Source organism: Umezawaea sp. NPDC059074 (genome assembly GCF_042738955.1).
GTDB lineage: Bacteria > Actinomycetota > Actinomycetes > Mycobacteriales > Pseudonocardiaceae > Umezawaea.
The window spans coordinates 74909-95559 of record NZ_JBHYHC010000004.1 but is presented as its reverse complement, the minus strand read 5'-3'; the positions used below and the strand labels follow the sequence as shown (position 1 = coordinate 95559).

The 20651-nt window shown below is 71.3% G+C and carries 17 protein-coding genes; 7 read left to right on the top strand and 10 right to left on the bottom strand.

What is annotated here, in order from left to right; genetic code table 11:
* Positions 1 to 17: 17 nt before the first annotated feature.
* From ACFWW9_RS03220 to ACFWW9_RS03210, 3 genes are read right to left on the bottom strand one after another with little or no spacing between them, the layout of a single operon-like run.
* Positions 18 to 656, bottom strand: coding sequence for a hypothetical protein (locus ACFWW9_RS03220; protein WP_390370852.1), 639 nt, complete (start codon positions 654 to 656; stop codon positions 18 to 20).
* Between the two features lie 44 nt (positions 657 to 700).
* Positions 701 to 2965: a TOMM precursor leader peptide-binding protein gene (locus tag ACFWW9_RS03215; RefSeq protein ID WP_390370851.1), complete on the bottom strand. Its 2265-nt coding sequence runs from the start codon at positions 2963 to 2965 to the stop codon at positions 701 to 703.
* Between the two features lie 18 nt (positions 2966 to 2983).
* Positions 2984 to 3145, bottom strand: a complete 162-nt coding sequence (locus ACFWW9_RS03210; protein ID WP_390370849.1) for a hypothetical protein — start codon at positions 3143 to 3145, stop codon at positions 2984 to 2986.
* A 239-nt stretch (positions 3146 to 3384) separates the two neighbouring features.
* Between ACFWW9_RS03210 and ACFWW9_RS03205 the strand changes: the two genes are divergently transcribed.
* The gene (locus tag ACFWW9_RS03205) at positions 3385 to 4170 is read left to right on the top strand and encodes a BTAD domain-containing putative transcriptional regulator (RefSeq protein ID WP_390370848.1); all 786 of its coding nucleotides are present in this window, start codon (positions 3385 to 3387) and stop codon (positions 4168 to 4170) included.
* 78 nt (positions 4171 to 4248) lie between these two features.
* Positions 4249 to 4452: a hypothetical protein gene (locus tag ACFWW9_RS03200; protein WP_390370846.1), complete on the top strand. Its 204-nt coding sequence runs from the start codon at positions 4249 to 4251 to the stop codon at positions 4450 to 4452.
* A 145-nt stretch (positions 4453 to 4597) separates the two neighbouring features.
* On the opposite strand, the gene ACFWW9_RS03195 is transcribed toward ACFWW9_RS03200, so the two are convergent.
* The 5 genes from ACFWW9_RS03195 to ACFWW9_RS03175 form a co-directional block, all read right to left on the bottom strand.
* Positions 4598 to 5182 (bottom strand): YdeI family protein, encoded by a 585-nt coding sequence (locus ACFWW9_RS03195; protein ID WP_390370845.1) that lies wholly within the window; start codon positions 5180 to 5182, stop codon positions 4598 to 4600.
* A gap of 97 nt (positions 5183 to 5279) precedes the next feature.
* Positions 5280 to 7163 (bottom strand): NAD(P)-binding domain-containing protein, encoded by a 1884-nt coding sequence (locus ACFWW9_RS03190; RefSeq protein ID WP_390370844.1) that lies wholly within the window; start codon positions 7161 to 7163, stop codon positions 5280 to 5282.
* A gap of 212 nt (positions 7164 to 7375) precedes the next feature.
* Positions 7376 to 7855 carry an SRPBCC family protein gene (locus tag ACFWW9_RS03185; RefSeq protein ID WP_390370843.1) on the bottom strand — a complete coding sequence of 160 codons (480 nt, stop codon included), beginning with the start codon at positions 7853 to 7855 and terminating at the stop codon, positions 7376 to 7378.
* A complete protein-coding gene (locus ACFWW9_RS03180) occupies positions 7852 to 9435 on the bottom strand; it encodes an aldehyde dehydrogenase family protein (protein WP_390370842.1) in 1584 nt (527 codons plus the stop codon). The genes ACFWW9_RS03185 and ACFWW9_RS03180 overlap by 4 nt, the downstream gene beginning before the upstream one ends.
* Before the next feature lie 140 nt (positions 9436 to 9575).
* A complete protein-coding gene (locus ACFWW9_RS03175) occupies positions 9576 to 10520 on the bottom strand; it encodes a helix-turn-helix transcriptional regulator (RefSeq protein WP_390370840.1) in 945 nt (314 codons plus the stop codon).
* A gap of 91 nt (positions 10521 to 10611) precedes the next feature.
* On the opposite strand from ACFWW9_RS03175, the gene ACFWW9_RS03170 reads away from it, so the two are divergent.
* Positions 10612 to 11028 (top strand): VOC family protein, encoded by a 417-nt coding sequence (locus ACFWW9_RS03170; RefSeq protein WP_390370839.1) that lies wholly within the window; start codon positions 10612 to 10614, stop codon positions 11026 to 11028.
* 123 nt (positions 11029 to 11151) lie between these two features.
* On the top strand, positions 11152 to 12033 hold the full coding sequence (locus tag ACFWW9_RS03165) for a TIGR01777 family oxidoreductase (protein ID WP_390370837.1): 882 nt from the start codon (positions 11152 to 11154) through the stop codon (positions 12031 to 12033).
* 64 nt (positions 12034 to 12097) lie between these two features.
* On the opposite strand, the gene ACFWW9_RS03160 is transcribed toward ACFWW9_RS03165, so the two are convergent.
* The gene (locus ACFWW9_RS03160; RefSeq protein ID WP_390370835.1) at positions 12098 to 12631 is read right to left on the bottom strand and encodes a pyridoxamine 5'-phosphate oxidase family protein; all 534 of its coding nucleotides are present in this window, start codon (positions 12629 to 12631) and stop codon (positions 12098 to 12100) included.
* A 216-nt stretch (positions 12632 to 12847) separates the two neighbouring features.
* Here ACFWW9_RS03160 and ACFWW9_RS03155 point away from each other — a divergent pair, with 216 nt between their 5' ends.
* Positions 12848 to 13654 (top strand): alpha/beta fold hydrolase, encoded by an 807-nt coding sequence (locus ACFWW9_RS03155; protein ID WP_390370833.1) that lies wholly within the window; start codon positions 12848 to 12850, stop codon positions 13652 to 13654.
* Positions 13655 to 13657: 3 nt separating this feature from the next.
* Here ACFWW9_RS03155 and ACFWW9_RS03150 read toward each other — a convergent pair whose 3' ends face one another.
* Complete coding sequence (locus ACFWW9_RS03150) at positions 13658 to 16477, bottom strand: TIR domain-containing protein (protein WP_390370832.1); 2820 nt, start codon at positions 16475 to 16477, stop codon at positions 13658 to 13660.
* Positions 16478 to 16647: 170 nt separating this feature from the next.
* Here ACFWW9_RS03150 and ACFWW9_RS03145 point away from each other — a divergent pair, with 170 nt between their 5' ends.
* Complete coding sequence (locus ACFWW9_RS03145; protein WP_390370830.1) at positions 16648 to 18468, top strand: protein kinase; 1821 nt, start codon at positions 16648 to 16650, stop codon at positions 18466 to 18468.
* On the top strand, positions 18465 to 20621 hold the full coding sequence (locus ACFWW9_RS03140; protein ID WP_390370828.1) for an ATP-binding cassette domain-containing protein: 2157 nt from the start codon (positions 18465 to 18467) through the stop codon (positions 20619 to 20621). The genes ACFWW9_RS03145 and ACFWW9_RS03140 overlap by 4 nt, the downstream gene beginning before the upstream one ends.
* The last annotated feature ends 30 nt before the right edge of the window (positions 20622 to 20651 follow it).

The window sequence follows — 20651 nt, the reverse complement described above, 5'->3', positions numbered from 1 at the left end:
ACGGTGTTTTGTCTGGTTCACCGGGAGCCTTCGGTGAGGATGAACCCCGCGCTGGCCAGGTACGCCACGACGTCCGCGACGATGTCCTGGTCGACCTGGAGCCTCTCGGCGACCTCGGCGACCGTCGTCTTGCCGTCCAGCAACTGCTTCGCGATCCCGGTGGCCGGGGTGCGGTGCAGGACCACGAGGTAGGGCGGACCCGCGCACACGAGCGCCTGGTCGCCGTGCACGTCCTCGATCCGCGCTTCGGGCGGGAACTCGATCGGGTCGTCGTCCTCGATCTGCGGCCACCGGAACACCGCGTCGCCCACCACCGCCTCCAGGGACAGGATCGGCCCCGCCCCGTCGTGCAGGCCCAGCGACGGCACCACGCAGCCGCCCAGCTCGTCCAGCGTCAGCCGCAGCCGCGGCCACTCGGTGCCGCAGTAGCCCTCGGTCCGCCAGCGGTTGAACTCGGCGAACAGCACGGGGATGTTCTCCAGCGACACCGGGCCCAGGCTCATCCGGTTCAGCGCCTCCCGCACGAGCGGGCTGTCGTCGCTCACCTCGACGTCACCCCACCTGCCGTGCACGGTCAGCCGGTGCCCGACGGCACTGACGTACGTGTCCTCCAGCAACGAGAAGAGCGGTCGCCCGGAGGGGAAGTGAGATGTCACGGCACTACTCCAACTCTGCCCAGGCCGCGCTAAACCGACGCCGGTCACAGGAACATCGGAACCGGGTTGAGTTCGTCGAACGCGGCAGGTCGCTCGACCCTCCCCAGGCGTACCGGGACGGAGTAGAGCCGCCCTGGAGCGAGTCTGGACCAGAAGTGCCTCATGCCGGGGACGACGACCTTGACCACGGGAAGCCCCACGTCGGGGCGTGTCTGGTCCAGCACGAGAAGCTCCAGTCCGCGTTGTTCGAGGCGAGTCCGGATCGACTCGACGTCCAGCAGCAGGTCGGTGTGCGGCGTGTAGCGGAAGTCCGAGATCCGCCGCGCCGGGGCGAACGGGTCGGGCAGCAGGTAGGGCTGGTTGCCCGTGGAGCAGTTCCGCAGCCAGTTGCGCAGGTCGACGTCCATGCGCCGCCAGTCCTGGTCGCGCAGGGTCGTGATGGACGGCATCACCTGGTTCAGCTCGGTCAGCGCGCGCCGCACGGCGACCCTCGGGTCCAGGTGGGCGCCGAAGCCGAACATGACGTCCTCGCGCGGCCCGTCGAGCCGCCGCGACACCGCAGCGACGACCGGGATGTCCAGGTCGGCGGTCAGGTCGAGCACCCACACCTCGCGGCCCAGCTCCGCGTAGACGTCCCGCAGCTCGTCGACGAACGGGTCGCCGATCGAGTCCAGGTCGATCGCGGGCATCCGGGTGCGGTTGTACCACCAGAGGGCCACGGCGTCGCGCTCCACGACCTCCAGCAGCCCTTGGAGGACGGCGTCCTCGACGCTGCTCCCGGCCGCGCAGCCGTTGGAGTTCGCGGTGATCGAGGCGGGCGCGGGGGCCCCGTAGTAGAGGGAGCCGGTCGGCAGCAGCCGGTGGCACTGGTTCGTGAGCGACCACACCGGCGTCCAGTCGAGCACGCCGTGCTCGTCGAACGGCTCGGGCACGTGCTGGAACGGCGAGTGGGCGGCGTTGCGCTCGACCCGGTCCTCGAACTGGCGCTGGTCGAAGAGCTGGAAGGAGTCCGGGTGCACGGCGTCGTCGCCGATGCCCCGGTAGCTGCCGCGGACCGTGGCCTCGTCGCCGTGGTAGCTGCCGCTGTGCCGTTCGAGCGCCTCGCACAGCGCGCCGACCTCGGCCTGCAACGGCGTGACGCCCTTGCCGCCGTTGTCGCAGCGCAGGGTCGAGCGGAGCCCGTCGAGCCCGCCCGCGCACGCGGCGGCGTTCGTGCCGGAGCGGTAGGAGTGGAAGAAGTCGTGTCCGCGCTGGTCGCGGCGGATCTCCTTGACCACGCCGGTGACCGGGCTGACCAGGTGCCGGTAGCGGTCCAGCACCTCCTGCGGGGACGCGGACCGGTGGCCGCCGGGGTCGCGGGAGCGCTTGAGCCGCGATCCCAGCCGCACGGGGGCGTTGGTCCGGTCGCGCACCAGGTCCGGCTCGCCGCAGCCCGCGCACTGCGGGATCCGGTGCACCTCGTGGTGGGTGACCCGCATGTCCAGGCTGTCGTACATCCAGATCTCGCGCTGGCCCGCGTGTCGGTAGCCCGCGAGCCACTTGGTGGCCTCCAGCGCGGCGACCTCGGTCGCGGTGCCCGCCACCGACGGCAGGCCGACGGCCGGGCGCGCGGCGGGACCCAGCCTGCCGCTCACCGACTGCACGTGGGCCTCGGCCGGGCGGTTGGCCGACAGTCGCGCGGCGAGGCAGCGCCAGCAGGCGCCCTCGCCGGGGGTGAAGAACGGTCCGACCCACACCTGCGTGCCGGTCGTCTTGAGCAGCAGCCACGGCGTGCCCGCGGCGCGGTGCCGCTCGTCGACGGCGCGCAGTTCGGGGTCGAGGTAGTCGCCGCACACGACGACGGCCAGGTCAGCGGGCTCGGTGTGGTCGAGACCCAGGTCGCCGACGGCGACGTCGAGGTCCGCGCGGACCAGCGCGCCGACCACGCCCTTCTGGCACGCGCCCCCGACGGTCACCACCCGCACCCGCCCGGCGCCCGCGCCGCGCACGGCGGCCGAGGCGTCCAGCCCGGCGGCGTCCCAGTAGGCCAGTGCGGGCCGGTTGTCCTCGTCCGGCGCGACCGCGCCGATCAACCCGGCCGCTCCGAGCCTGGTCAGCAGGCGTCCGGCGTCGTCGGCGGACACCGCCTCCGGCAGGTCCCGCAGCAGCGCTTCCAGGTCCCGCGTCCCGTCCAGCAGGGGGGCCAGCAGTTCGACGTGCGGTCCCTGGAGGGCCGTCACCCCGCTCTCGGAGAAGAGGTACACCGCCTCGCCGTGGACGATCTCCGGCCTCAAGTGCCGCTTGAACCCGATGCGCTCGTGTCTCCCCATGGCCGCGGTCCCGCTCTCTCAGCCCGCGAGTGCGGAGCGGACGCCGGGGATGGGGCCGCCCTCGGTGTGCACGCTGAACCCGAGGAAGTCCAGGGCGTGACCGGAGGGGCGGTCGAACTCGTAGATGACCAGGTCCAGGTCGTCGGCCAGGGCGTCGGCGGTGCGGGTCGTGGTGTTCATCTCAATCTCCCCAGATGATGTTTGAGCGGCGGATTTCGTGGAAAGTGCTGGTCAGGATTCTGCTGGTGGAGAACGACTCGCCGGTAGTTACGGCGTACCTGCCTCGAACGTGAAGTTTTCATGCCCGGCAGGGGGTGACTTCACGTCGGACTGGTGGTAACGACACTGGGGAAACGAGCGGCCGTGCGGTGGACTGGTGAAGCACCAGGAGGAGTCGGGATCACCGAGGAGGCACGGCGATGCAGATCAAGGTTTTGGGCCTGTTGGAGGCCACAGTGGACGGTCGCTCGGTGCTTCCGACGGCCGCCAAGCCCCGGCAGATCTTCGCCCTGCTGGCGCTGCGCGCCGGTCAGGTCGTCCCGGTCGCGACGCTGATCGAGGAGCTGTGGGGTGAACGGCCCCCGCGCAGCGCCCGCACCACGTTGCAGACCTACATCATGCAGCTGCGCAGGCTCATCGGCGACGACGCCACGGGCGTGCTGGCCACGCGGTTCGGCGGATACCTGCTGGACGTGGCGCCGGAGGACGTGGACGTGCACGAGTACGAGCGCCTCACCCAGTCCGGGCGGCGTGCGGCGGAGGCGGGCGACTTCGAGTCGGCGGCCAGGCTGCTGCGCGGCGCGCTCGACATCTGGCGGGGCCCCGCGCTGGTGGACGTGCCGACGGGCGAGTCCCTGAGCATCGAGGTCACCCGGTTGGAGGAGAGCAGGCTGTCGGTCGTGGAGAGCCGGATCGCCGCCGAGATGCGCTGCGGCAGGCACCACGTGCTGCTCAGCGAGCTGGCCGTGCTGACCGCGCGCTACCCGATGAACGAGAACCTGTGCGCCCACCACATGGTCGCCCTCTTCCGCTCCGGCAGGCAGTGGCAGGCGCTGGACGCCTTCAAGGCGCTGCGCGGCACGCTGATCGAGGAGCTGGGCGTGGAACCGTCGGCGCGGCTGCGGGAGCTGCAGCGCGCGATCCTCAGCGCGGACGCCCGCCTGGACCGCGCGGAGACGCGGGAGATGCAGAAGATGCTGGCCTGACCCGCGTCAAGGAGTCGTCGAGGCTCCTCGGAGCGGGCGGGGCCATCGTGTCGTCACACGGCGGCAGGAGGTGCGGTGATGATCACCGATCCAGCGGGACCCGAGTTGCTCAGGGCGGCGGTCCGGGTGGCGAACAGCCAGGGCTTGTTCACGGTCGCGTCCTACCTGCAACGCGCGGCGAAGGAGCACCTCCTGCACGGGTGCGCCTCCACCGCGGACCCCTGCCCCCACGAGGTCGAGGCGATCAGGATCCTCAGCTCGGGCTACGACCCGAGCCGCTGACCGGTCGCGGTTCCCGACACGACCCGGCGAGCGCCAGGTGCCCATCCCCGAGGCGCCCGTCGCGCGGCCGCCGGGAACCGCGCTCGAACCCCGGACCCCGGATCCCTTCGCCGGATCCGGGGTTCTCGGTGTGCACGGCACGTCCTCACTTCGGCTTCCGCGGCCCGTGCGGCGGGTCGCCGGACGCCAGCCGATCCACGTAGTCGGCGATCCGCCGTTCGCGGGTCTCCGGCTTCTTGGCCTTCTGGAGCGTGAGCAGGATCTGGTACCGGTTACTCCGGCTCAGCGCGTCGAACGCCGCCGACGCCGCGGGGGAGGCGTCCAGCGCCGCCCGCAGTTCCGGCGACACCTCGGCGGTGCTCTGCGGCGCGTACGCCGCGTCCCACCGCCCGTCGGCCTTCGCCGCCTCGATCTGCTCCAGCCCAGCGGGCCGCATCCACCCGGCCTCGATCAGCTCCTGCACGCGGGCGCAGTTGATCCTGGACCACGGGCTGCGCTTGCGCCGCGGCGAGAACCGCTGCGCCCACCAGCCCTCGGGGGTGCTGCCGGAGAACGACTTCCCGTCGATCCAGCCGTAGCACAGCGCCACGTCCAGCGCCTCGTCCCGCGTGATCGACGGGACGTCCGTGCCCTTCTTCGCCAGCGGCACCCACACCTCGTCGGCGACGGCGTGGTTCTCCTCCATCCACGCCTCGAACTCCTCGATCGTGGCGAACACCTGGTGCTCCATCACCGACCTCCCGTCGACAGCCGTCCACACGCTACGGACACGCGCTGGAGCCGCACCGGAGTACAACCCCGGTGCGGCTCCAGCACAAGCGGAACGGTCAGGCGGCCTGCTCCAGCGCCACCAGCTCGCGCACGGCGGCGGGGCGCTCCACCGCCTCGGCGGCGGCCTTGACCCGCTCCAGCGTCGCCGTCATCCCGGCGCGCAGCTCCGCGGTGTGGCCCTCGTACCCGCCGAGCATCATGTTCGCGAACGACGCCGTGCGCTTGCGCTGCGCCTCGCTCTGCCCGGACACGTCCCACCGCTCGGTCACGACGGTGCCGTCACCGTCCTGCTCCAGCCGGTACCCCCACCGCACGCCGTTCGTGGTGGTGTGGAAGGAGAACGCCTTGCCGCGCTCCCACGCCTCGACGGTGTTGCTGGTGACCCAGCGCATCCAGCCGCGCTTGTTGTGGCCGGTGAACTTCGCCCCGACCCCGCGCGTCTCGTCGCGCCAGGAGCACTTCCAGCACTCGGGGCTCCAGTCGCCCATGCGGGTCACGTCGCTGATCAGGTCCCACACGACGTCCGGGTGCGCGTCGATCCGGATCGACACCTCCTCGGGCTGGTAGTCGCTGCTCAGCGGCGTCTTCAACGCGGCCTTGTTGCGCGCCTTCAACGCCTTCCGCGCGAGCTTGGCGCCCTTCTTCCGCGCGCCGCGCAGCTCCGCGAGGTACGGGTAGTGGTCGACCTGCATGGTGTGCCGCTTGGACGTCACGTACCGCTTGGCGAGCGCGTCCTTGTAGCCCTTGATCTCCTTGGCCATCGCCTCGGTCGACGGCAGGGCCGCCTTGCCCTGCAACAGGTCCGCGACCCAGTGCGACTGCGCCTCGGCGAGCACGGTCGTCGCGCCCAGCGGTTGGAACAGCCCGATGAAGTACAGGCCGTCGTGGTTCGGGTCCACGACCCGGTGGAACAGCGACACGTCGTTGTCCGTCGGCGCGATGACGCTCTCGTCCAGGAACGGGAAGCTCACCTGGTAGCCGGACGCGTAGATCACCGCGTCGATCTTCTCGACGCTGCCGTCGACGAAGTGCACCGAGCCGCCGTCGAAGTGGCTGATGTTCGGCTTCACGCCGATGTCGCCGTGGCCGAGCTTCGGCAGCAGCGTCTCCGACACGGTCGGGTGCGAGTTGAACAGCTTGTGCTCCGGCTTGGGCAGGCCGAAGTCCTGCACGCTGCCGATCGACAGCTTCAGCAGCAGCGCCATGATCCACCGCTGCTGCTCGCGCGGCATGACCATGGTGAGGAACGGGCTGATCATGTCGTCGGCGGGCTTGCCGAACATGAACTTGGGGAACACGTACCCGCCGCGGCGGGTGGTGAGGAACGTGCGCTCGGCGACCCCGGAGGTCTCGACCGCGATGTCCGCGGCCGAGTTGCCGAAGCCCAGCACCAGCACGCGCTTGCCCGCGTACTCCTCGGGCGTCTTGTAGTAGTGCGAGTGGATCTGCGTGCCGGTGAAGGTCTCCACGCCGGGGAACGCGGGCTCCGGGTCGCGGGGCTTCCAGTGGTGGCCGTTGGCGACCATGACCGACCCGTAGTGCCTCGTCGTCTCGACGCCGGTGTCGCGGTGCCGCGAGGTCACGGTCCAGCCGCCCTCCTCGGCCGCTTCGACGTGCGTGACCTCGGTGCGGAACGCGATCTTGTCGCGGAACCCGAAGTGGTCGACCAGGTCGTCGAGGTACTCCGACATCTGGAAGACGCTGGGGAACGGCGGGTACTCCTCCGGCATCGGGTAGCAGCGGTACTCCGACAGCTTCTTCGAGGTGTTGATGTGCAGCGACCGGTACCCCGAGGACATGCCGTTGTCGTTGAGGTAGCGCCAGTTGCCGCCGACCTCGGACCCGGCCTCGTAGCAGTCGAAGGGGATGCCGCGCTCGTGCAGGACCTGGCTGGCGGCGAGGCCTGACCAACCGGCTCCGATGATGCAGACGCGATCCATGGTTGCTTCTCCTCGTGATCGGTTCCCGACGTCGGCGGGGGTGGGAATTCCCGGCGCGGGCGTTTTCGGGCGCGCCGGGAATCGCGAAGAAATGAACACGCCGGGCTTCGGGACCGGCCGAGGTGACTGCGGCGGCGAAATGCCGGTAGTCGTCTTTGGTGGAGCGCTGGTGGAGAATCGCTAGAATTTCGGTGGAGCGGGTGGGAAATAGCTCAGACGGGTGACGGAGCCTTTTCCGCGAGGTCCCACAGCAGGTGGGAGCCCTTGGTGACGCGCGCCGGTCCGCCCGCGGCGGAGAGGAGCTGGTGCGCGGTGCGGACCAGCACCCGGCCGACGGCCGAGTCGATCGCGCCCGCCAGGTGCGGCACGTTCGTCCGGAAGTCCACCTCGTAGGTGACCTCGCAGCCGTCCGCGGTGTCCACGGCCGTCCACGCGCCGTACAGGTGCTGGAACTGGCCGCTGATCTGGGCGAACTCGACGCGGAGCGGGTTGTCCGCCCCCGGTCGGGTGCCCTGCGTCCACGTCGCGGCGCCGCCCCGGAAGGCGAGCACCCACGTGCGGAGGCCGTTGCCCGCGTCGGTGATCGAGACGATGTCGTCGGCCTGCTCGGCGAACGTCGAGTCGTCGCTCAACCGGGTGATCACGTCGGCCGCCGACGCCCGGACGGCGGCCTTGAGGATGCGGCTGGTCACGGGGTCTGTGCTCCTTCCGGACGGACGACGCTCACGCCCTGGAGGCGGGTGCTGCGCAGCATGGGGTGGTTGGCCTCGCCGAACGCGCCGCCGGTCAGGCCCGCGCCGCCCTGGTTGGGCAGGAACGGCAGGAACGCGCCGTGCGAGTCGTTGATCTTCAGCAGGCCGCCGTTGGTGACGCCCGAGAGGAACCGGTCGATCGTCTCGGCGCTGGTCGTCCACACCGAGTTCCGCAGGTGGTAGGCGTTGGAGTTGACGAACGCCAGCACCTCCTCCAGCAGGTCGTCGTCCGAGGTGGGGACGTCGGGGACGATGACGGGCAGCAGCGGGAAGAACGTCTCGTCGCGCACCACGGACAGGTCCCTGGCGCCCTGGAGGCCCTCGACCCGGACGATGCTCGGCTCCACGAAGAAGCCGGTGTCCGACTGCGTGCCGTCGACCTCCAGGCGGTGGCCGCCGTGCACGAGCTTCGCGCCCTTGGCCAGCGCCTCGCCGAGGCAGCCGTAGAACCAGTCGACCCCGAGCACCGGCGTGAGCACCACGCCGACCTCGTCCGGGTAGCCCGGCTTGATCTTCTTCGTGGCCTCGACCAGGCGTTCCACCAGCTCGTCGGCGATGGCCGGGTGGGCGACCACCTGGTTGGGCACCGAGCAGATCTGGCCGGAGGACATGAAGAACTGGGTGATCGTGTCCACGGCGGCGTCGAGGTCGGCGTCGCGCCAGACCACGCAGCAGTCGTTGCCCGCCAGCTCCAGGATCGGCTTCTTGCCCGCGGCGATGGCCTCGCGCTCGAACTCCAGGCCCTTCTTGCTGCCGCCGAAGTAGATGACGTCGTTCACGTGCTCGCTGGCCAGCCACTTGTCGACGACCGGGGCACCGCAGAAGGCGTTGACGGTGCCCGCGGGCGCTCCGGCCTCCTCCAGCACCGGCGCCACGACCTCGCGGATGGCGTACATGCAGCTCAGAGCCACACCGCGGGGGGCGCGCACGACCACGGTGTTGCCCGCGAGCATGGCCGTGAGGCCGTTCAGCGCGTTGACCATGGCGGCGTTCTGCGGCGGGTTGATGCACACCACGCCGTCGGGGACCCGGCGCAGGACCATCTCGCGGACGCCGTCGGTCCGGCGGAACTCCAGCTGCGACGCGCAGAACTCCAGCGTCTCGCGGCTCCAGCCGGTGTACGGGATGCCCATGAGCATGCCCTGGGCCGACGAGACCGGCATGCCCTCGGCCACCAGGATCTCGACCAGCGGGTCGCTGTGCTCCTGGAGCCGCCGGGCGATGGCGTGGCCGATCTCCAGCCGGTCGGCGAGCGGGACGCGGCCCCACGCGGGGACGGCCAGCGCGGCGGCCTCGAGCGCCAGGTCGGCCGTGGCCTCGTCGGCGACGACGCACGCCCCGACGACGCTGTCCCCGGCCTGGCGGGGGTCGATGACCCCGAGGTCGAGGTCGCGCTTGAGACCCAGGCTGGGGAAGGTGTCCTCGATCAGCGCCCGCGCGGTGATCGTGTGAACGAACTGCGCGTTCTCGCCGGTGACGTCTCGGCCGCCGATGTAGGCCGGATATACCCCGAACTTCACGTCGCCCCCTTTCACTCGATCCGATTACGGGCTGACGTTTGCGTTTACCCTAAGCCGGTAATACTGTGGGAGCAACGGCCGCATCATCAGCGCTGCTTATCGAAATGATTCCGGTGAAAACAATCAATGCTGTGCAGGGTCTATTCGGCGTACCGGTCGGCGAGTTCCGCGCCGATCCGCCCGAGTTCCGCCTTGACCGACGGGGGCTCGACGACCTCCAGTTGGGCGCCCCACCCGGCGAGGTGCCGGGCGATGTCCAGCGGGGTCGGCGCGGCGACGTGGACGCGCGAGCGCCCGTCGGCGTAGTCCTCCTCCACCCGGCAGTGCCGCCCGAAGTGGGTGCGCAGCACGGACACGTGCCGGGTGGGCGCGAGCACGACCGCCGTCGTGCGGGACCGCTTGTCCTCCACCTCGCCGACGACCCGCTCCCAGGCCTCGGCGAGCACGAAGTCGTCCGGGCGGTCGGCGGGCTCGTCCGTCGGCTCGGTCTCGACGATCCGGTCGACGCGGAAGGTCCGCTGCCCGTTGTCGGTGCCCGCGATCAGGTACCAGACGTCGTCCTTGTCGACGAGGCCCCACGGGGCCACCAGTCGCACGGACCGGTCACGGGCGTGCTTGGCGTAGGTGATGCGGATCTTCCGCCGCCGCACCACGGCGGCCTGGAGGACGTCCACGGTCTCCGGCCTGCGCTTGTCCTGCTCGCCCCAGCGGGCCGGGTCGATCATCGTCGCGCTCGCGGCGGCCTCCGCGTCCGCGCGGAACCCCTTCGGCAGGGCGCGGACGAGCTTGCGCAGCGCCGCCTTCGCCTCGCCGGAGACGGCGGCCGCGGGCCCGACGAGCAGGAACAGCGCCTGCGCCTCGGGCGCGGACAGGCCGCTCAGGTCGGTGCGCGCGCCGCCGACGAGCGACCAGCCGCCACCACGTCCCGCTTGCGGGTACACGGGAATCCCCGCGGCCGACAGCGCCTCGAGGTCGCGGCGCGCGGTGGCGACGGAGACCTCCAGCTCGGTCGCCAGGTCGGCGGCCGTGACCCGTCCGCGTGATTGGAGGAGCAGGAGCGTGGCCACGAGGCGGTCTGCGCGCATGTCACCCAGTTTCACTGACAAAGTGCTCAGATGGTGAGCACTTTAGACCGGATGATGGTAAGTGTCATCCGCTGAAGGAAGGAACCACCCCATGTTGCGAGGCCTCACCACCGTCAACTTCTTCGCCGACGACGTCCCGGCCGCGGTCGCCTGGTACGCCGAGGTCCTGGGCCAGGAGCCGTACTTCGCCCGCCCGGAGGAGGGCACCCCGCTGTACGTGGAGTTCCGCATCGGCGACTACCTGCACGAGCTGGGCATCCTGGACAGCAGGTTCGCCCCGCACACACGCTCGGAGCAGCCCAGCGGTGCGATGGTGTACTGGCACGTCGACGAGCTGGAGGACAACATCGAGCGGCTCCTCTCCCTGGGCGCGACGCTGCACGACAAGCCCACCGAGCACGGGCCCGGCTTCGTGACGGCGTCGGTCGTCGACCCGTTCGGCAACATCCTGGGTCTCATGTTCAACGAGCACTACCTGGAAATCCTCGAGACCCGCTCGACGGTCTGATCCCCGCGGTGGCGGGCGCGGGCGGTCGGGCCCGCCGCCCGCCGCGGGGGCGGTTTCGACTGGTTCGACCGGTTCGAGCGATGCTGAAGCGCCGGTGGAGCGAGCGACCATAACGTCGTTCGCATGCTGATTCTCATCGCGGGATCGACAGGACTCATAGGCAGCGCGGTGGTGTCCGAACTGCGCGGAGCGGGTCACGAGGTGCGCCGGTTGGTGCGGCGCGAACCGGTGGCCGACGACGAACGCGAGTGGGACCCGCCGTCCGGGAAGATCGCGGACGGGGCGTTCGAGGGGGTGGGGGCCGTGGTGAACCTGTGCGGCGCCTCGGTGCAGGGCCGGTGGACCCCGGCCCACAAGAGGCGGATCAGGGACAGCCGCATCGCCCCGGCCGGGGTGCTCGCGGCGGCCGTCGCCGAACACGGCGTCCCGACGCTGCTCAACGCGTCGAGCCTGAGCTTCTACGGCGACACCGGCGCCGACGTCGTCGACGAGGACTCGGGCGAGGGCAAGGGTTTCCTCGCCGAGATGGTGATCGACTGGGAGGCCGCGACGGCCGTGGCGCGGGACTCGGGCGCCAGGGTCGTCCTGCTGCGCACCGGGCTCGTGCTCTCGCCGGACGCCGGTCTGCTCAGCCAGCTCAAACCGGTGATCCGGCTCGGGCTCGGCGGGAGGCTGGGCGACGGCGAGCAGTACGTGGCGTGGATCAGCGTCCCGGACGAGGTCGCCGCCATCCGCTTCCTGGTGGAGAACCCCGAGGTGTCCGGGCCGGTCAACCTGTGCGCGCCGGAACCCGTGACCAACGACGAGTTCATCAGGGCGCTCGGTCGGGCCCTGCGCCGACCGGTCCTGCTGTCCGTGCCGAAGTCCGTGGTCCGCCTCGCGCTCGGCGAGGCCGCCGACGAGCTGGCGCTGATCAGCCTGCGCGTCGTGCCGACGGTGCTGCGCGAGGCCGGGTTCGAGTTCCGGCACGCCGACTTCGCGACCGCCGTCGCGGAAGTCCTCTGACACCACCGAAACGAACAACGAAGCTCCTGGGAACCGCCCCCAGGAGCTTCGCCGCCGTTCACGGTCAGGCCGACACCGCGGCGCGGGCGAACCGGTAGCCGGTCTGCGCGTGCGGGGCCTTGCCGAACGCCAGCACCTTGTCCGGGTCGATCCGGAACACGACGGCCGGGTGGCCCGCCACGTGGGCGACGCCGTCGATCATCTCCAGGTGCCATCCCTTGTCGTCGCTGTACTTCGCGCTGAACGCCGCGGCGATCCCGGTGAGGTCGTCGGGGTCGGTGATGAGCGACGCGCGGCCCTCCACGACCACGTCGAGGCCCTCGGTCCACAGGTTGTTGCCGGTCGTCACGGCGACCTTGCCGCTGTGCTCCAGGTTGCGCATCTTCTGCTCGAACGACGCCGTGCTGAAGAACAGCGCGTTCTCGTGCCACACCGCGACGACCGGCGTCACGTGCGGGCGGCCGTCGGCGCGGACGGTGGTGAGCCAGAACAGCTCCGCGGTCTCCAGCAGGCGCAGGGTCTCCTCCCACGACGTGGGCTCCACGCCGGGTTCGCTGAACCGGACGTCCAGGAGGGCGGTGGGGAAGGTGGTCGGCATCGTTTTTCCTTTCGGCCGCGCGGGTCGGACGGAGACGATCTCGATGAGGGGAATCCCTCGGACGGCGGCGAGGCCGATGTGCTTCCTTCCCCTGACTCCCAGGCTAGGACGGTCGACGCGGACCGGGCAACGCCGTTCCCATAAGGGGTTCTACTCGGTCCGATCAGGACTCCCGGCTCCACCGGCGCTCCACCGGCCCGCGCTAGCGTGCCCCGAATGGGAAACACGCTGAAGGTTCCGGGCGCGACCATCTACTACGAGCACGCCGGATCCGGTCCGGTGCTGCTGTTCATCGGCGGCGGCACCAGCGACACGACGAACTTCGAGCTGGTGGGCAAGCACTTCGAGGACCGCTACACGGTCGTGCACTACGACCGGCGCGGCAACGGCCGCAGCGTCCTGGACGGCCCGCCCACCGCGCAGGTGATCGAGGAGCACGCGAGCGACGCGATCGCCCTGCTGGAACTGCTGGGCAACGGCGAGCCCGCCGACCTGCTGGGCAGCAGCTCCGGCGCGCTCATCGTGCTGGACGTCCTGGCGCGCAGGCCCGACCTGGTCCGCCGCGGCATCCCGCACGAGGCCCCGGCGTTCACGCTGACCCCGGACCGCGAGGCCAACCTGGCGTTCCTGCGGCACGCGCTCGCGGAGTTCGAGCGCGCGGGCGGCGAGGCGGGCATGGCCGTGTTCGGCAACGGCTCCGGCACCCCCGAGGAACTGCTGAACGGCACCCCGGAGGAGCAGGAGACCGCCCGCCGCATCGACGCCAACGTCCCGTTCTTCTTCCGCTACGAGATGATGTCGTTCGTCGACTACCAGCCCGACCTCGCCGCGTTGACCACGGTCAACTCCAGCCTGGTCCCGGCGGTGGGCGTCGACTCCATCGACACCCCTCCGGTGCAGGCGATCCGCATCCTGGCCAAGGAGACCGACACCGAGGTCGCGGTCTTCCCCGGCGGCCACGTCGGCTACCTGTCGGACCCCGAGGCGTTCACCGCCAAGCTCGACGAGGTGCTGAAGGCCTGACCGTCAGCGCTCGCGCCGCTTGTCGAACCGGTCGACGGCCCGCCACACGGCCGAGGGCAGGAACGAGGACAGCCCCAGCGCCACCATGGCCTGGGTGTGCAGCTCGTTGCGCTTGCCGACCTCCTGCCCGACGTCGCGCAGGACCGCGCGGATGGCCTCCTGGCCACCCGCGCGATCGCCCGTGGTCAGGAGCGTCACGCCCAGCTCGTACCGGGTCCGCAGGGTCTCCGGGTGCTCGTGGCCGAGCGAGGTCTCCTGGCCCGCCAACGCCCTGCGGTACGCGGTCAGGGCGGCCTCGTGGTCGCCGCGCTGCGCGAACGCCTGCCCCAGCAGGAACAGCGCCCGCAGGTGCAGGCGGTGGTCGACGCCCAACTGCTGGGCGAGGTCGTCGGGCAGCCGCGAGTACTCCTCGACGACGAGGCTCGGCGCGCCGCGGCCGACCATGGCCCGCAGGTGCGCCACGGCGATCCGCGCGGTCCGCGGGTTGTCCGGGCCGAACGTGTGCCGCGCGGTCTCCAGCAGCGCCCGGAGCTTCGCCTCGGCGGTGCGCCAGTCGTCCTCGGTGGGCAGCCGTTCCAGGATGTGGATGTCGAACTGGCCCTCCTGCACCGTCGCCGTGGCCTCCACCGCGTTGGCGTGCAGGGGGAGCCCGAGCCGCTCGTAGTGGTCGACGACGTCCTGGGCGGCCTTCCGCGCGCCGTGCCGGTCGTCGCTCGCCAGACCGATCTCGGCCAGTTCGAGCCGGGCGGGGATCAGCGCCTCCACCGGGGTCGTGCCCGCGAACTCCGCGAGCAGGGCCGTCGCCAGGGTCCTGGCCTCGGTGAAGTGCCCCAACGACCGTCTGTTGTGGACGTGGGCGGTTCGGACGACGATCTGCTCGACCGGGGACGTGGTGCGCAGCAAGGGATTCGCCAGCGCCGACGTCCACAGCGGAGCCGCGTCGCGGTGCCTCCCCCTGGCGTCCAGCACCTCCGCGCGCACGCAGGCGGCCCGCAGGGTCGTGAGGTCGTCGGTGGCCAACGCCGTCAGGCGGTCCGCGTGCGCCGCGGCCCGGTCGAGGTGGCCCGCCGCGCGCCGGGCGCGGGCGGCGGCCAGCAGGTGCTCGACGTGGTCCGGGTCGAGCGCGTGCAGGCTCTCGTGGAACGGGGCGGCCAACGCGGGCTCACCGCGCCGGTCGTAGTCCCGCGCCGCCACCAGGTTCAGGCCGTTCGCGAACGCGGGCGAGTCGGCCGTGCGGTCCAGCAGCGCGCCCGCGTGCTCGCCGAGCCCGACGTCCTCCGTGCCCGCCAAGGTGATCAGCTTGTACGCGGCGATGGCGGCGACGGTGTTCAGGTCGGCGTCGGGCAGCGCCCGCCGCGCCGCCTGCCGGACGAGCTGGTGCACCTGCCAGGACGGGGAGCTGTCGACGCGGTCCACGAGCATCGCCCGGTCCATGCCCGCGAGGACGGTGTTCGCCTCCGTGCCCGGAGACAGGGCGGCCAGCACGTCGGCGACGAGCACGGCGGGCAGGGGCGTGGCGGAGCAGACCGCGGCCAGGCCCAGCACCGCCTTCTCGGCAGGCGACAAGGTCGCGATCACGTCCTGCACCGTGCGCAGGGCCTCGGCCAGCACGGTGGCGTCGGTCGTGAGGTGGTCCGCGCGGTCTCCCAGGCTCCACAGGCCTTCACGGGCGCGGGACGCCGCCGCGGCGAACAGGATCGCGTACGGGTGGCCGCCCAGCCGCCGCACGACGTCGTCCACCGCACGGGTCTCGGCGGCGGACGCGGGGTGGTCGCGGGTGAACAGCTCGTGGCCGTCGTCGGCCGTCAACGCCCGCAGCCGCACCGGGATCGCGATGTCCGGCGGGAACTCCCGCTGCCCGATCAGCAGCGTGTGGACGCCGGGGGCGTGGGGGATCAGCTCGGTCAGCACGTCCCGCGGCAGCCCGGCGGGGACGTCGTCGACGATCCACAGCGTCGGGGCCCCTTCCCGTGCCAGGCGGGCGTTCCACCACGCGAGCACGGTCGGGCGGGACAGGTCGGGCGGCCGGTCGTCCACGGACTTCGCCAGCTCGACCAGCTGGGCGGTGTGCGCGGCGCGGACGCGGTCGGGCGAGTCGTCGGTGCCGGTGAGGGTGATCCGGTGGGTGCCGCCGCCGTAGAGGAAGCCGAAGTCGTGGACGTACACCTTGGCCAGCGCGCTCTTGCCGATGCCGGTGATGCCGGACAGCCCGGCGACCGGCTGCGACGTCACGGCGTGGATCAGCGGGTGGTCGTGGCGGTGCAGCGCGGAGTGGATCGCCCACCGGTCGCGGTACCGGCCGACGTACGCCGCCGTCGGCTCGCCCGGCGACGTCTGCCGGGTCGTGGCGCGGGCGGTGAAGTCGATCCCGGCGAACGGCGTGCGCACGGCCAGCGTCGCCACCCGGATCGCGGCCACCAGTTCGGCCAGTTCGCTTTTCGATTTCCACGGTCGGAAGTAGCGGTGCGCGGCCAATTCCACCGGCATCAGGTGGTCGGTCCTCGGGTTCTCCGGGTTGACGACCAGTATTCGCTTCTCCACTTCCCCGGTGCGCACCGCGGACAGATAGGCGTGGTGCAGTTCGAACTGGCACGCGGAACGGCCGGGGAACGACGCGGAGTAGTAGGCGAGCATCGTCTTCGACGACCGCAACGCCGTCTGGATGTCGTCGGTGATGCTGTGCGCGAAACGGATGTCGCGCTCGTCCAGGAACGTGCGCACGCCCGCCTTCTCCAGCGCGTCGCGCAGTTCCCGCACCACAGGGCGGTCGTCGCCGCTGTAGGAGAGGAACACGTCGTAGCCGGTCGAATGCGCTTGGACCACGGGGGGAATGGTATTCCCGGAACGGGCGGAGATGATCGGATGTCCTGGATCTGTCGCCTTTTCGACCCCCGGAAAAGGCGGCCACGAACTGTCTCCTATTTGTCCACCAGGTGATCCTCCGGACGGCTTACCCTCGACGTCCTGAACGAGGGAAAAGTGAGGTAAAGCTCATGGGGCGAGCTTTGGGGAGCCAGTACACGCTGGGCGAGCCCCTGGGGTCCGGTGCGATGGGGAAGGTGTACGAGGGCGCGGACCACGACGGTCGGCCGTTCGCCTTCAAACTGCTCCGCAGCGATCTGGTGGACGACCCGGAATTCATCGCCCGCTTCCACCAGGAGCGGTCGATGCTGGTCAACATCCGCGGCGAGCACCTGGTCGCCGTGCACGACCTGGTCGTGGAGGGCAGCACCGCCGCGATCGTGATGGACCTGGTGCCCGGCGGGACCCTGCGCGACCTGCTCGTCGGGTCCGGCACGATCCTGCCCGCCGAGGTGGCCAGGATCGGCGCGGGCATCGCCGACGCGCTGCACAAGGTGCACCTCGCGGGCATCGTGCACCGCGACGTGAAACCCGAGAACGTCCTGATGGACTCCTCCACGCCGACCCGCACGCCCAAGCTCACCGACTTCGGCATCTCCAAGATGACCGGCGGCTCCAAGGTCGGCAAGAGCACCCTGCTGGCGGGCACGCCCAACTATGTGGCCCCGGAGATCGCCAACGGCGGCCAGATCACTCCCGCGGCCGACCTGTACTCGCTCGGCATCGTCCTCTACGAGCTGTGCTGCGGCGTCACGCCGTTCGCCAGCGACTCGGTGTTCCAGGTGCTCCGCAGCCACGGCGAGATGATGCCCGGCAGGCCCGAGGGCGTCCCGGACGAGCTGTGGGACGCCATCTGGGCCCTGCTCCAGAAGAACCCGGCCGCCCGGCCCCGCTCGGCCGACCAGGTCGCCGCCGTGCTCGGCACGCTCTCCGAACGCCTGCGCCAGTGGCCGGTCGGCACCCGCCTCGACACCCCACCGCCCGCCGTCCCGCTGGGACAGGGCAACAACAACGAAACGGTCCTGCGCATGCCCGTCAACGTCCCCGCGCCGGGCGGCAAGCGGAAGCGCCGCCTCCCCGTCGTCCTCGCCGCCGTGGTGCTCCTGGGAGCGGTCGGCGGCATCGGCTACTTCCTGGCCCCCACTAAGACCCCCAGGGCCGAGACCGGGTCGACTTCGGCCCCGACCGTCGGTGGTGGCGACACCGGGGTGAAGACGACCCAACCGACCTCCGCCAAGGTCACCACCACCGTGGCGGACATCAAGCTGACCTCGATGCCGGATCTGGTGGGCAAGAAGCTGGGGGAGGCGCGGGACAAGCTGCCCAAGGACATGAAGGTCGAGATCGTCGACCAGGTGGACGAGTCGAAGCCCGACGGGACGGTCGTCGGCCAAGAGCCCGCTGCGGGGGAAGCGGTGGACGGCAGCGCGAAGTTGGTCGTCGCCCGGCCCGCGATCACGGTCTTCCTCGACCAGGTGAAGCCTTCGGCGGGTCGTTGGGGCACCTCGGACAACGCGTTCACCATCGGGATGGCGGGCAAGCAGTACCTGCATGCGCTCGGCAGCACCACCGACTCCTACTGCACGACTGAACCCGAGTCCGCCGAGTACAACCTTTCCAAGGGGTACCGGCGCTTCGTCGCCGTCGCCGGCATCGGCGACAACGCGCAGTACGACTCGGTGAAGGTGCAGTTGGAGGTCTTCGGCGATGGGCGGCTGCTGACGAGTTCGGCGATCGAGTTCGGCAAGGTGGTCGATCTCGACCTCGATCTCACCAACGTCCTGCGGCTCAAGTTCCAGTGGGTGGTGACCAGCGGCCCGAGGACCTGCGGCTCCAACGTCTTCGCCCTGGGCGAGGCCAAGTTGCTCGGTCTCGCGGGCGAGGTGCCCACCTCGGGTCTGCCGCCATCAGCGACGACCAGCACCAAGCCCGCCACCACGACCACGCGATGACCTCCGACGACCTCGTGGTGAGCGCGGGGGAGCGGCGGTGGACGTTCGGGCCCGGTGTCGTGGTCCGCGTGGGGCGCGGGCCGTTCAACGACGTCGTGCTCGACGACCCGGCGGTGTCCCGCGACCACCTGCGCGTCGAGTTCGACGGCGGGTGGGTGGTGCGGGACCAGGGGACGTCCGGCGGCACGTGGCTCGGTGGTCGGCGGGTGGTCGAGCACCGGGTCGTGGACGAGGCCGTGGTGCGGCTCAGCGAGGTGGTCGACGTCGGGTTCCGCGTCGGGCGGGCGGCGAGCGTGGTCGGGATCGGGCGCGGTCCGGACAACGACGTGGTGCTCGACGACCCGCTCGTGTCGCGGCGGCACGCGACCGCGCGGCGCAGCGGGGACGGGTGGCTGGTCACCGACCTCGGCGGGCTCAACCGGACGCTGGTCAACGGGGTCGAGATCGCCGGGGACGCGTTCGTCGGCGTCGGTGACGTGCTGACGGTCGGGTCGACCGACGTGGTGGTGTCCGCGTCCGGGTTCACGCCGGTCCCGGTGGCGGAGCAGCACCTCGTGGTCGACGGCGTCAGCTTCTCCCTGCCGGACGGGAAGAGGCTGCTGTCCGACGTCGGAATCGACATCCGGCCGGGGGAGTTGATCGCGGTCGTCGGGCCGTCCGGGGCGGGCAAGTCGACGCTGCTGAAGGTGATGACCGGCGAGCTGACGCCGTCCAGCGGGCGCGTCACCTACGACGGGCTGGACGTGCGCGGGTCGGTGCGGTCGCGGATCGGCGTGGTGCCGCAGGACGACGTGCTGCACCTGAAGCTCAGCGCCCGCAAGGTCCTGTCGTACGCGGCGAGGCTGCGGCTGCCCGCCGACACGGGGCGGGACGAGCGGCGGCGGGTCGTGGCGGACGCGCTGGCCGAGGTCGACCTCCGCGAGCAGGCGGGCACGAAGGTGCGCAGCATGTCCGGCGGGCAGCGCAAGCGGGTGTCGATCGCGATGGAGCTGCTCACGTCGCCGCCGCTGCTCCTGCTCGACGAGCCGACGTCCGGCCTGGACCCCAACCTGGACAAGCAGATCATGGGGTCGCTGCGGGACATCGCCGACTCGGGGCGCTCGGTCGTGGTCGTGACGCACAACCCGGAGAACCTCGCCCGGTGCGACCGGATCCTGCTGCTCGCGCCCGGCGGGGTGCCGTTCTTCCTCGGCGCTCCGGACGAGCTGATGGTGCGGTTCGGGTCGGCGGGCTGGCCGGAGATCTTCGAGGCGGCGGCCCAGCACCGCCCGCCGGAGGGGACGCTGACCGACGCCGTCCGCCCGCCCACGGCGACCGCGGACGTCCCGCAGCCGCTGCGGTCGTGGCCGCGCCAAGCGGCGACGCTCGTGGCGCGGCACACCAGGCTGATCGCGGCCGACCTCGGCTACGCGGCGTTCCTGCTGCTGATGCCGCTCGTGCTCGCGGGCCTCGCGCTGGCCGTGCCCGGTTCCGCGGGCCTCGGGCCGCCCGACCCGACCGATCCCGCCGAACCCACGCAGATGCTGGTGCTGCTGTTCGTCGGCGCGGCCTTCACCGGTGGCGCGTGCGGGGCGCGGGAGATCGTCGCGGAACGGGCGATCTTCCTGCGGGAACGGGCGGCGGGCCTGCGACCGCGGGCGTACGCGGCGGGCAAGGTCGTGGTGTTCGGCGTGATCGCGGCCGTGCAGTCGGCGCTGCTGGTCGGTGGGGCGGTGCTGGCGAAACCCGGTCCCTCGGGCGGCGTGGTGCTCGGCGGGCACCCGGTCCTCGAACTCGGGATCGCCCTCTGGCTCACGGCGTTCGCGTCGTGCTCCATGGCGCTGTACGCGTCCGCCCTCGTGCGGTCGGCCGAGCAGGTCATGCCGGTGCTGGTGGTCGTGGTGATGGCGCAGCTCGTGCTGTGCGGCGGCATGATCCCGGTGACCGGCCGCCCCGTGCTCGACCAGCTCTCGTGGCTCACCCCGTCCCGCTGGGGGTACGCGGCCGGGGCGTCCACGGTCGACGTCCTGGCGATCGTGCCCGGCGTGCCCGACGACGACCTGTGGCGGCACTCGGCCCCGTGGTGGGGCCTGTCGGCGGCCGCGCTGGTCGCGCTGGCGCTGGTGTTCGTGCTGCTGCTGGTCAGGAGGCTCACCCGGCTGCGGGCGAGGTGAGGGTTTCCCGTTCGAGTGGAAACGGGAAAC